At 70.8% G+C, this 11,886-nt stretch carries 10 protein-coding genes; 5 read left to right on the top strand and 5 right to left on the bottom strand.

What is annotated here, in order from left to right:
* The first annotated feature begins 7 nt into the window (after positions 1 to 7).
* A complete protein-coding gene (locus AAHG03_RS00860) occupies positions 8 to 481 on the top strand; it encodes a DUF6538 domain-containing protein (RefSeq protein WP_342148081.1) in 474 nt (157 codons plus the stop codon).
* Between the two features lie 408 nt (positions 482 to 889).
* Positions 890 to 3,544 carry a glycosyltransferase family 61 protein gene (locus AAHG03_RS00855; RefSeq protein WP_342148080.1) on the top strand — a complete coding sequence of 885 codons (2,655 nt, stop codon included), beginning with the start codon at positions 890 to 892 and terminating at the stop codon, positions 3,542 to 3,544.
* On the opposite strand, the gene nagA is transcribed toward AAHG03_RS00855, so the two are convergent.
* The 3 genes from nagA to AAHG03_RS00840 are packed head-to-tail and all read right to left on the bottom strand — an operon-like array spanning position 3,535 to position 6,598.
* On the bottom strand, positions 3,535 to 4,707 hold the full coding sequence (gene nagA / locus AAHG03_RS00850; protein WP_342148079.1) for an N-acetylglucosamine-6-phosphate deacetylase: 1,173 nt from the start codon (positions 4,705 to 4,707) through the stop codon (positions 3,535 to 3,537). The two genes, AAHG03_RS00855 and nagA, sit on opposite strands and share 10 nt — an antisense overlap.
* Positions 4,704 to 5,714, bottom strand: coding sequence for an SIS domain-containing protein (locus tag AAHG03_RS00845; RefSeq protein WP_342148078.1), 1,011 nt, complete (start codon positions 5,712 to 5,714; stop codon positions 4,704 to 4,706). Before AAHG03_RS00845 ends, nagA begins: the two co-directional genes overlap by 4 nt.
* The gene (locus AAHG03_RS00840) at positions 5,711 to 6,598 is read right to left on the bottom strand and encodes an N-acetylmuramic acid 6-phosphate etherase (RefSeq protein WP_342148076.1); all 888 of its coding nucleotides are present in this window, start codon (positions 6,596 to 6,598) and stop codon (positions 5,711 to 5,713) included. The genes AAHG03_RS00845 and AAHG03_RS00840 overlap by 4 nt, the downstream gene beginning before the upstream one ends.
* A 162-nt stretch (positions 6,599 to 6,760) precedes the next feature.
* On the opposite strand from AAHG03_RS00840, the gene AAHG03_RS00835 reads away from it, so the two are divergent.
* The 3 genes from AAHG03_RS00835 (at position 6,761) to AAHG03_RS00825 (ending at position 9,455) form a co-directional block, all read left to right on the top strand.
* A complete protein-coding gene (locus AAHG03_RS00835) occupies positions 6,761 to 7,555 on the top strand; it encodes an endonuclease/exonuclease/phosphatase family protein (protein ID WP_342148075.1) in 795 nt (264 codons plus the stop codon).
* A 183-nt stretch (positions 7,556 to 7,738) separates the two neighbouring features.
* Positions 7,739 to 8,794 carry an asparaginase gene (locus tag AAHG03_RS00830; RefSeq protein WP_342148074.1) on the top strand — a complete coding sequence of 352 codons (1,056 nt, stop codon included), beginning with the start codon at positions 7,739 to 7,741 and terminating at the stop codon, positions 8,792 to 8,794.
* A 52-nt stretch (positions 8,795 to 8,846) separates the two neighbouring features.
* On the top strand, positions 8,847 to 9,455 hold the full coding sequence (locus AAHG03_RS00825) for a phosphatase PAP2 family protein (RefSeq protein ID WP_342148073.1): 609 nt from the start codon (positions 8,847 to 8,849) through the stop codon (positions 9,453 to 9,455).
* A gap of 186 nt (positions 9,456 to 9,641) precedes the next feature.
* On the opposite strand, the gene AAHG03_RS00820 is transcribed toward AAHG03_RS00825, so the two are convergent.
* The gene (locus AAHG03_RS00820) at positions 9,642 to 11,159 is read right to left on the bottom strand and encodes a phospholipase D-like domain-containing protein (RefSeq protein WP_342148071.1); all 1,518 of its coding nucleotides are present in this window, start codon (positions 11,157 to 11,159) and stop codon (positions 9,642 to 9,644) included.
* The gene (locus AAHG03_RS00815) at positions 11,156 to 11,875 is read right to left on the bottom strand and encodes a TVP38/TMEM64 family protein (protein WP_342148070.1); all 720 of its coding nucleotides are present in this window, start codon (positions 11,873 to 11,875) and stop codon (positions 11,156 to 11,158) included. Before AAHG03_RS00815 ends, AAHG03_RS00820 begins: the two co-directional genes overlap by 4 nt.
* Positions 11,876 to 11,886: the final 11 nt, after the last annotated feature.

Here is an 11,886-nt window from a genome sequence, read left to right as displayed (position 1 = left end):
GAGCTTGGTGGCAGCCCTCTTCAACGTCGTCCTACGCAAGACAACCTACCATTTCCGGCGGCGGGTACCGGACGACCTGCGGCCGTGGCTTGGACGCCGCGAGCTTGTGCGCAGCCTGGCTACGTCAGACCCGCGCACTGCCAAGCTGCGCGCATGTCGGTTATACGTCGCCTCTGAGAACCTCTTCTTGGTCCTGCGCACGACGCCGATGCTGACCCAAGCGCAACTCGCCCGGATGGTGCAGGACTTTTACAGCCAGCTCCTTGACACGGAGAACCTGTGCCGCCTGCGGGAGCAGCCGATCGACGAGGCCCGGCGCTCAGGCCGGGCTCGACACTACGGCGCGGTTGCACAACGGGCGCGCGAGGCCCTGGCCTGCAACCGTCTTGACGAGGCCCGTTTCCTCGCAGAGGGAATGCTGAAGAAGCAGGGGATCGTGCTTCGAGGCCTACCACCCGACGACCTCGCCCGCGCCGACTGACGGCGCGAGGCGCCCTCGGACACGGCCTTCACGACGCGCTCGCGCGGATCCGATGACGACGGTGACCCCATCGATCCGTCGAGAAAACCCCCAACCGGTTCAGGGCGGTCGGCAACAGCGCTAGGTGCCGGCCTCGGAGGGTGGTAGTTCGGCGCGGCGGCAGCGACCGTCCCGGTCGGGAATGCGGAGCTATGGAATGAACGAAGCCGAGATCGTGCGGCCTCGGGCCGGGCCCGGGCCGGCGGGGCTATCGACGGCGCTCGGCCGGTCCGCGGTGCCCCGGAACCGCCTCTGAGCCGAGGCCGGGAGCCGACAGGCGCGGTGCGGGGGCGCCGTGAAGCCGACGACGGAAGGCCGGGCCTCGCTGCTCCGGGATCGCGGCGCTTCGTTTCACTTACGGACAATCCGATGCTGACGACAATCAATATTAAAGACGCGGCCCATCAGGCCGACGAGATCGTCAAGAACGTGGCGCGCATCTTCAAGAGCGTCAACGGTTATACGCACGACCGGAAGCTGAGGAAGTATCAAAGCCGGCGCAACGAGGAAATCGGCTGGGCGATGCCGCACCCGCTGCTGAACATCGAGGCGCGCGCCAAGCGCTCGATCATCCATTTGCCGAAGTCGTTCTCCTACGAGTTCGTGTCGAAGATGGGCGGCACGATCTGGCTGATCTCGACGCCGATCGCGACCGGCTACGCCATCCAGGGGGCGTACGTCGTCGATTCCGAGACGCTGTACTACGATCCGAGCTTCATCGGCCTGTCCTATTTCGAAGGACGCGTCGCGGAAATCAAGGCCGACCGATCATCGGACGAGCCGCTTGCGCCGTTCGTCTACGTCTACGGCCACGAGAACTTCGCCCATGAGTTCTGGAACGAGTTCTCCGGGCTGCTGAAGCTCGACGAGAGAAAGTTCTGCAACACCGCGATCATGGCCCAGCCGGGAACGGTCGCCAAGCTGCCGGAGCTTCTGGAGCGAACGAAGCTCGCGGAGAAATTCGCGGGCGTGCAGAAGAACACGCTTCGATACGGGGTGAAATACAACGCCCTGCTCTACGCCGCCGGCTCGGAAGTGCTGTCCAACGAGGCGAAGGGAATCATCACCGCGGTCTGCCTCGACAAGCATCCGCTGGATTCGTTCTTCGCCGCCGACGACCGGTACCGCGTCGTCATCACCCTGCGCTCGCTCTACCGGCACGCGCTCAACGAGGACGAGGCGTTCCGCGCGATCATCGTCGAGCTGTGCGCGCTGTCGGACAAGATCGACATCTATCTCGACGGCTATTCCGTGCCGACGGACCCGGACGGCATCGCGCCGGCGGCTATGGATCGGCACCTCGCCATCAGTCGCCGGGTGTCGGAGCGGGCGGCGGCCCTGATCGCCGCGCTGCCCGAGGGGCTGGCCGGGCGGGTGTTCGACGGGACCGCCTGCACGCTGGCGCAGAGCATCGCCAACGGCTCCCGCTGCCACTTCTACATCTCGCATCACGGAACGCAGCAGCACAAGTTCGGCTGGCTGTTCGTCATGCCCGGCATCGTCCACGCCAACCGGTCCATCCTGCAGAGCTTGCCGGCCGGATGGGTCCAGAAGCAGTCGCAGGATTCGATCCTGCCCCACTACGTTGCGCTCGAAGACATCGCGGACACCGACGATCCGACCAACGACCGCAACCACGCGCCGTATTTCAGCAATTACCTCTTCGCTGACATCCCCCGTTTCGTGAAATTCTGCATCGACCTCGTCAAGGTCGATCTCGAGCGGGCGAAGAGCGTCGAGCCGGTGAAGAGCGTCGAGCCGACCGCGACGGCCCCCGTCGCGCCGTCCGCGCGCACGATCGAGCCGCGGCACGGCTTCAACCTTCAGAAGAACAATTCGAAGGTCGATGCCATGAACGAGCTGGGCCGGCATCTCGCGCCCGGAACGCCGCTCGGCAACTCGAACGAGATCAAGCAATTCTACGATCGCCTGATGAATCAGGAGGTCAAGACCTGCAACACGACCTATTTCACCGCCCGCGACATCATCGAGGTCGAGGAGGCCTCGGTCAGCCTGCTGTGCCCGCCGATCCTTTTCAACGGCGCGCCGATCAACTTCCCGAAGTGGGATTTCACGCGTCCGATGGTGACGGCGACGCAGCCGTTCACGGTGGCGAAGGTCGAGAATGGCTTCGTCGGCATGGTCTACGATGCGCCGACCCTGTTCGATGCCGACTTGAACATCGAGCCGAACTACAGCTCCTACTACAGTCTCCTGTACGGCTATGTCGATAACGGGCGGATGATCGATTTCGCCAACGCGAAGCAGATCGACGGCGACGTGTTCGTCATGCTGGACGATGTCGGCGGGTTGAATTTCAGCCACTGGCTCTGCGACTGGCTCCCGCGGCTCAAGGCGATCCGGGACAATCCCGACATCTTCGTGTTGACGCTGCCCCTGACGAGCCGCTGGCAGACCGAGCTGCTGGAGGCGTTCGGCATCGGACCCGAGCGCTGTCTCAGCCTGCCGAAATGGGGCGCGCTGCGCGCCCGGAACGTCTACATGCCGTCCGGGCTGTCGCACATCTTCCACCCGGCCTACAAGGGCGCGCCCTGGGCGGTCGAGTTCCTGCGCGAGAACATCCTGCCCCGCTCCGATGTCGACTTGGGCTCGAAGATCTATCTCTCGCGCAGCGATGCCCCCGATCGGAGGGTGGTGAACGAGGACGCGTTCGAGACTTATCTCAAATCGATCGGCTTCCGGTGCTTCGCCGCCTCCGAATATACGCCCGTGGAGCAGGCCTCGATCTTCCACCACGCGGACACGGTCGTGTCGCTGCACGGCGCCGGCATGACCAACGTCCTGTTCTGCAAGCCGGGCACGAAGGTGCTGGAGATCATCCCGTCCACCTACTCGACGCCGGCCTTCTGGGTTCTGGCGGCGGCCCGCCGGATGATCTACGGGACGTACATCTGCGAGAACATCGTCAAATCGGTCAAGCGCGACCACCCGCAGGCCGATAGCGTGAGGATCGACATCGATCACTTCCGCCGCTTGGTGGGCGACTACCTGCGTTACGACTGACGGCCGGCGGCCTCCGGTCGGGCCCGGCCGCCGATCCAGGTCCCGACGACGGAGAGGTCCGGCCCCAGGGCGACGAGGTCGGCGCAAAAACCCGGCGCGATCCGGCCGAGCCGGTGATCGAGGCCGAGGAAGCGGGCGGGGGTGAGCGCGGCCATCGCCAGCGCCTCGGCCAGGGTCGCGCCGCCGCGCCCGCTCATGTGGCGCACCGCCTCGGCCATGGTGATGGCCGCGCCCGCGAGCGTGCCGTCCGCGCCGGTGAGGCGGTCGCCGTCGCGGCGGATGCGGCGGCCGAACAGGGTGAAGCCGTCGGACGCGTCGCCGACCGGCGGCATCGCGTCGGAGACCAGCATCAGGCGGTCCCGGCCCTTGAGGCGCAGGGCGAGGCGAAGCTGGAGGTCGCCGACATGGTGGCCGTCGGCGATGATGCCGGCATAGGCGCCCTCCTCCGCCAGAGCGACGCCGACGGCGCCGGGCTCGCGCGGGCCGACCTGCGACATGGCGTTGAACAGGTGGGTGAAGCCGGAAAGCCCCTCTCCGAGCGCCCGCCGGATCGCCGCGCCGTCGTCGGCGGTGTGGCCGGCGCAGACGCGGGCGCCGCGGGCGACGAGATCGGCCACCGCGCCGGGCGGCACCTCTTCGGGAGCCAGCGTCACCAGGGTGATGCCGCGGGTGCCCAAGCCGGTGAGGAGCGCCGCGTCGCCCTCGCCGAAGCGGGCGAGCCGGGCCGGATCGTGGATGCCGATGCGCTTGGGACTTAAGAAAGGCCCTTCGAGATGGATGCCGAGCAGGCCGGGCACGCCGGCCCGGATCGCTTCCGCCACACCCTTGATGGCGCGTGCAATCGCGGGGCGCGTGTCGGTGATCAGCGTCGCCAGGAACCCGGTGGTGCCGCCGGCCCGGTGCGCTTCGGCGATGCGCCGGATGCCCTCGACGCTGCCATCGTCGTTGAGCAGCACCCCGCCGCCGCCGTTGACCTGAACATCGATGAAGCCCGGCGCCAGGATCGCGCCCGGCGGCAGGCGCGTCACCGGCACGCCCGGCGGCGGCGCGTCGGTCACGTCGATGATCGCGCCGCCTCGGAGCAGCACCACGTGGTTATGTCGAAAGAAATCGCCGTCGAAGACGCGCTCGGCGGCGATGGCGTGGTCCGGCGGCGCCGTCACAGGGTCTCCGTGACCTTGGTCAGCCCCGCGGGCGCGTCCGGATCGAGGCCGCGGCGGCGGGATTCGGCCTCAATGGCGCGGTAGGCCGGCACCAGCATGGCGATGGGATCGCAGGCCGGATGGCCGTCGCCGAGCCAGGGCAGCGTGCCGGCGGGCCCGCCGCAGGCCTGCACCCGCACGCCGTCGCGGCGGAGGTCGCGCACGAGGTCGTCGATGCCGTCGGCCACCGCATCGGCCTGCCGCAGGGCGAGCACGGGCGTGCCGGCCGAGACGGAGGCCCGCGGCCCGTGGCGCAATTCGGCCGCCGAGTAGCCGAGTGCCGGCAGCCGCAGGGTCTCGGCGAGCTTCAGGGCGATCTCGCGCACGGTGCCGAGGCCGTGTCCGCGCCCCGTCACGAAGGCGGCGGGGGCGCCGTCGAGGTCGGCGCCCCAGGGCGACCAGTCGAGGGCGAGCGCTGGGCCGAGGCGTCCGGGCAGGGCGTCGAGCCCCTCCGCAAGCGCCCGGTCGCCCGCCCAGGCGGCCACGAGGGCGGCGCCCGCGATCATCGAATTGGTCACCGTCTTGGTCGCCGCCACTGCCCGCTCGGGGCCGGCGAGGATCGGCAGGACGAGGTCGCTCGCCCGTGCCGCGGGGGAGTCGGCATCGTTGACGAGCGCCAGCGTCAGCGCGCCGCCGGCCCGCGCCGCTTCGGTCGCGGCGACGAGATCGGGCGAGCGGCCCGATTGCGAGACGACGACGAACAGCGCGCCCTCGACCCGCGGCGGCCGGGCATAGCCGGTGACGACCGAGGGCGCCGAGGCCGAGACCGGCAGGCCGAGCCGGGTCTCGATGAGGTAGCGCAGCGCCACGCCGGCATGGCCCGAGCTGCCCCGCCCGCACACCACCACGAACGGAATTTTTTTCGGGTTCAAGGCCTTGGCGATCCGCGTCGCCTCGCCCCCGGCGATCAGCCGCTCGGCGGCCTGCGGGATCTCGGCGATCTCCCGCGCCATGAAGGTCGCGCTCATCGGTCGTCCCCCTCGCTGAGCGCCCGGCGCAGGTTGCCGTCGTGGCGGGCGAGCAGGGCTTCGGCCCGCTCGCGGCTGGCCCCACCCGCGATCAGCACGCCGAGCTTCACGTCGCCGCCCGCTTCCGCCGCCGCGCGCTCGGCGACGCCCGCGTCGCAGCCGGCGAGTTCCGCCACCATGGCGACGCCGCGGGCGCGCAGCTTCCGGTTGGTCGGGCGCATCGCCACCATCCGCCCGCGATAGACCCGCCCGAGGCGAATCATCAGCAGCGTCGAGAACAGGTTGAGGATCACCTTCTGCGCGGTGCCGGCCTTCAGCCGGGTCGAGCCCGCCAGCACCTCCGCGCCGGTGGCGGCGAGGATGCCGTATTCGGCCGTCTCCAGGATCGGCGTGCCGGGGTTGTTGGCGATGCCGACCGTGACGGCGCCGCGGGCGCGGGAGTCGCGCAGCACGGCGAGCGTGTACGGCGTGCTGCCGCTCGCGGCCAAGCCCACCACCACGTCGCCGGGGCCGATTTCACTCCGCGCGACCCAGGCGGCGCCGTCCGCACCCGAATCCTCGGCATCCTCCACCGCCTGCATCAACGCGCCCTCGCCGCCCGCGATGGCGAAGGCCAGCCGCTCGCCCGGCCAGTCGAAGGTCGGCGGCAACTCGGCCCCGTCCTGCACGCCGATGCGGGCGGAGGTGCCCGCCCCGACATAGGCGAGCCGCCCGCCGGCCCGCAGACCCTTCTCCGCGGCCATCGCCGCCGCCTGGATCGCGGGCAGGGCCGGCCCCACCGCCGCCACGGCGGCGAGCTGCCCCTCCCACAACGCCTGCAGGATGTCGCCGCCGCCCCAGGCGTCGAGGTCGGCATAGCGGGCGCTGGCGTCCTCGGTCCTCATGCTCCCGTCATCCTCGGCCGTCCCGTCTGTCTTCCCAACAAGTCGCGGCGGCGCCGCGCGATCCCGCTCCGATATGGTGCGGTGCAGGAAACGCGCGAGGGTCGGCAGGGATCGGTTCGCGCCGCGCGGCGTTCGGTTCGCGGCAGGCGGCGGGGAGACGGCGTGGATCAGGGGGCAATCGCAGGGGGAGGCGGCGCCGTCGCCGGGGTGGACGGCCGGGTCCGCCTCCTCACCTACAACATCCGCCATTGCCGCGGCACCGACGGCCGGGTCGCGCCGGAGCGGATCGCCGAGGTGATCGCCGCGACGGGGGCCGACACCGTCGCCTTGCAGGAGGTCGATGTCGGGCGCGCCCGCACCAACGGCCTCGATCAGGCCGACGAGATCGCCCGGCGGCTCGGCATGACCCCGCATTTCCATCCCGCGCTGCACGTCGAGGAGGAGCGCTACGGCGACGCGATCCTCACCCGCCTCCCCTCGCGGCTGCAACGCGCCGGCCTCCTGCCCGGCCTGATCCGCAAGCCGAAGCTCGAACCCCGCGGCGCGCTCTGGGTCGAGGTCGAGGTCGGCGCCGCACGGCTTCAGGTGCTCAACACCCATCTCGGCCTGCTCGGCGCCGAGCGCATCGCCCAGGCCGAGGCGATGCTCGGCCCCGACTGGCTCGCCGACCCTGCCTGCCGGGCCCCGACCGTGCTCATGGGCGACTTCAACGCCACCGGCTGGACCCGCGCCTACCGCCGCCTCGCCCGCCATCTCACCGACGCGCGCGGCGTCGCCGCCCGGATCGAGGGCCGCGCGAGCTTCCCGAGCCGCCTCCCCCTCTTACGCCTCGACCGCGTCTTCGTCGGCGCGGGCGTCACGGTCGAACGCCTCGCGGTCGTGGACGGCCCCCTGCCCCGCCGCGCCTCCGACCATCTCCCGGTGCTCGCCGAAATCCGGCTGTCGATGAGCCCGTAAGGGGTTCCCAAAGGACGAGTCCTTTGGCGGGGCACCGGGGCAGAGCCCCGGTTTCCCTCCCAAACCAGGGCTCCGCCCTGGACCCGCGAAAGGACTTGTCCTTTCGAAACCCGGATTTTGGGCGATGCGCTATAACGGGTGGGACGGTCCGGACGGACCACCAGCGAAGACGGCGATCCGACGATGACGAAGACCATCGGCAACCTGACCGCGTTCGGCCTCATGGCTGCGGCGACCCTCGGCGGTGGGCCCGCCGCCGCCGAGCCGCCGAAGATCGCGGTCGTCGCCACCGGCGGCACCATCGCGATGAAGCTCGATCCGCAGACCCATGCGCCGGTGCCCGCGCTCTCGGGCGAGGATCTCGTCTCGGCGGTGCCGAAGCTGAAGGACATCGCCACGATCCAGGTGACCGAGTTCAGCAACGTGCCGAGCGACTACATGGGGCCCGACCGCTGGCCCGCGCTCGCCCGCCGGATCGACGCGATCCTGGCCGATCCCGAAATCCGCGGCGCCATCGTCCTGCACGGCACCGACACCCTCGACCAGACCGCCTACTTCCTCGACCTGACCCTGACGAGCCCGAAGCCCGTCGTGCTGGTCGGCGCCCAGCGCAACGCCTCGGACGCGGACGCCGACGGCCCGCGCAATCTCCTCAACGCCGCCCGCCAGATCCTCGCCGAGGGTGCGGCCGAGATGGGCGTGACGGTGACGCTCAACCACCGCATCAACGCGGCGCGCGAGGTGCGCAAGACCCACACGAGCAACGTCGAGACCTTCGATTCGGGCGATGCCGGCATCCTCGGCTACGTCGATGAGGACCGCGTCGTGTTCAGCCGCAAGTCCCTGCGGCGCCAGACCCTGCCGCTGCCGGAGCGGATGCCGCGGGTCGATCTCGTCTCGATGTATGCCGGCGCCGACGGCTCGCAGGTCCGCCACGCCGCCGAGAGCGGCGCCGAGGCCATCGTGGTCGAGGCCTATGGCTGGGGCAACGTCAACGCCGAGATGCATGACGCCATCGCGGACGCCATCGCCAAGGGCGTGCCGGTGATCGTCGCCACCAAGGTCTATGACGGTCGCGCGCTGCCGGTCTACGGCTTCAAGGGCGGCGGCAACACCCTGCGCAAGGCCGGCGCCGTGTTCGCGGGCGACCTGACGCCGGACAAGGCCCGCATCCTGACCCTGATCGCCCTGCCGGGCACCAAGGATCGCGCCGCCTTGCAGGCCCTTTTCGACCGGTAACCACCGCTCACACGGCTACGCATCGATCCGAGCCGTTCGCGCGTTAGCGGCCATGCTTGCGCCGAACGACATCAGGGATGCAACCGAACGGGCGACGGAATCCGTCGGCGCGATCGAGGCCGCGGATATCCGTGCCGGGGTCGCGCTCGCGGGGGCCAAGGACCATCCGGTGATGCCCGCGGTGATCGCCGCGGGCGAGGTCGGGAGCTGGGAGGCGCTGCTGGCGATGTCCGTCGGCACACTGGGTTGGGGCCTCGCCACCCGCGACCGGGCGCTGACCGAGACCGGCGGGCGGATGCTCGCTGCGGGCGTGCTGGCGAGCCTCGTCAAGACCAGCCTGAAGCGCACGCTCCACCGCACCCGGCCCAACGTCCTGATGGACACCGGCCGCTACGTGCGCGGGCCGATGGGGCCGAACGACGGCCCCTGGCAATCCTTCCCCTCGGGCCACGCCGCGCTCAGCACGGCGGTTGCCCGCGCCGTGGCCCGCTCCCGGCCGGAGCTGGCGGGCGCGGCCTACGCCACCGCCGCCGGGGTCATCGCGGTGCAGCTCGTGCGCGGCGCGCATTTCCCCGTCGATGTGGCGGTGGGTGCCGCGATCGGGGTCGCGGCCGAGGCGGTGACGGACCGGGTGATCTCGGCAAGGATGCCGGGGGCGTAGCCCGGCCCCGGTTGGACGTCTCGCCGTCCGCTCCACCCCGTCATTGCGAGGCGGAACTGACGCAATCCAGCGCTCCGCAGGCTCAGAATGAAGCGCGCCGAGAACCGCTGCGTCGGCTCGGTTTCGCTCTGTCTGGAAAGCGCGCGCCCTGGATTGCTTCGGCTTCGCCTCGCAATGACGGCGAGCCTATGCCTCAACCGTCTCCACCGGGGGCACCGCTTCCACCGGCTCCCCGTGTCGCACCCGGCGCAGCACCCTGCGCCGCCGCCACGGGCGCCACGCGTCCTCCGAACTGGCCGGATCGCCGAGGTGAAAAGCCTCGACCAAGCGGGCGATGGGGCCGCGGTGGGAGGGGACGAGGGTGCAGAGCCGCGGCGAGGGCATCAGCGCGGGATCGTCGATGACGGCGCGCAAGCTGCCCCGCTCGGCATAGGCCCGCGCGAAGGTGTCGGACGGGCAGCCGCCGTGATGGCCCAGCAGCGCGTGCAGTACCCGGTCGAGCGCCGCGCGGCCCGCTGCGTCGTCGGGGCGGAGTTCGATGGAAAGGTCGCACTCGGTGTCGTAGCCGAAGGAGCGGTTGTTGAGGTTGGTCGAGCCGATCCGTAGGAAGCGGTGGTCGATGAGCGCGACCTTGGAATGGATCAGGATCGGCTGGCCCTTGGGCGTGTGCGGGGCGACGATCCGCAGGCGGCCGTGCCGGTCGGCCCGGCGCAGGCCCTTGATCAGGCCGCGGCGGGCGCTGTCCATGGTCAGCTGGTCGAAGCCGTTGGGGCTGCGCTCGGACAGCACGATCACGATCTCGGGCCCGTCCGGCTCGGCGAGCCGCGCCCGCAGGGCGTCGGCCACCACCGGCGAGGCGAGGTACTGGTTCTCCAGATAGATGACCTCCTTCGCGGCCCGGATCGTCGCGAGGTAGAGCGCGGCGTTCTCCGCCACCGCCGCGCGGCCGGACACCGCCGGCTCGGTGCGTGAGAGCCCGACCTCGACCTCGGTGAGGAGCGGCGCCACGGTCTCGGGCCAGGGATCGACCGGCGTGTCGAGCGTGGGCAAGAGGGTTTCGCCGGTGGCGCGGCGCCAGCGCTCGCGGGCGAGGTCGGCCAGCGCGTTCGCGGCGGGGCCGTCCACCAGCATCATCACGTCGTGGCGCGGCGGGTAGTCCTCGCCCGACGGCAGGCGGCGGCGCGGGTCGCGGTCGCGGTGGGCCGGCGTGTCCCAGCGGTTCACCTCGAAGTCGCTGCCGCCGCAGAAGGCGATCCGATCATCGATCACAAGGATCTTCTGGTGCTGGCAGGCGCCGTAGGGCAGCGTGTCGTCGATGCGGAAATCGATGCCGGTGCCGAGGCTCGCCCGCACGCTGTCGGGGGTGTGGTCGTTGCCCGCCGAGATCGGCCAGGGCATGTCCCAGATCAGGATGCGGATGGTCAGCTCCGGCCGCGCCGCCTTGAGGGCGCGCAGCAGGTCGGCCATGGTCTGATCGGAATCCGGGTCACCGGCGGAGGGCAGGAGGCGCACCCGCGGGTCGAAGCTCCAGCCGATCAGGGTGATGGTGTCTTGCGCCTTCACCAAAGCGGCGCGGGCGGCGGCGAAGTAGGCGGCGCCGTCGTGCAGCACCGCGGCGCGGTGCGCCCGCTCCCGGCGCCAGCAGGTGAGCCCCGGCCGCAGCCAGCCCGTCGCGGGGGCGCCGTCTTCGATGTCCGCTCTCATGCGCCCGCGCCGGCCCCGTCCGTCTCGCCAATCGCCGCCTTGCCCATCTCGGCCTGCTCCAGTTTGGCCTTCACCCGCCGCCGGGTGATCTCGACCGCGACGACGGTCGCAACCAGCCCGAGGCCGAGGGTGATCCAGTGGGTCGGCTCGTCGCTGCCGGCCCGGCGGCCGATGGCGCCGAGATAGACGCAGACCACCGTGCCGGGCAGCATGCCGATCACCGTCGACACCAGATAGGCGCCGGTGCGCACATCCGTCACCCCGAGGACGTAGTTCTGCGCGTTGAACGGCACGAACGGGCTGAGCCGCATCAGGGTCAGCAGGCGCCAGCCGCCGTCGCCGACCGCCTCCATGGTGGCGCGCCATCGCGGCTTGCGGGCGATGAGCCGCCGCACCCGCTCGCGGAACAGGTGCCGGGCGGCGAAGAAGGCGAGCCAGGAGCCGAGCGTGGCCGAGACCAGCACCACCGGCATCACCGCCCAGCCGTAGGCGACCGCGCCCGCGATGGTGAGCGGCGTGCCGGGCACGACGAGCAGCGTCGCGAGGAAGAAGAGAAGCCCGAACACGGCGAGGCCGTAGGGGCCGAAGCCGTTGGCCCAGCGGGAGAAAACCCGCAGCCACTCCTCGATCGGCAGCAGCATCCATGCCGCCACGCACAGGGCCAAGGCGGCGCCGGTCAGGAGGCCGGTGCGGACCCAGCTTCGGGCATTGTCCATGGGGCGGTGGC

The sequence above is a fragment of the Methylorubrum subtropicum genome, assembly GCF_038442325.1.
Taxonomy (GTDB): domain Bacteria; phylum Pseudomonadota; class Alphaproteobacteria; order Rhizobiales; family Beijerinckiaceae; genus Methylobacterium; species Methylobacterium subtropicum.
The sequence above is the reverse complement of the archived record's forward strand: the minus strand, read 5'-3'. Positions and strand labels throughout refer to the sequence as shown.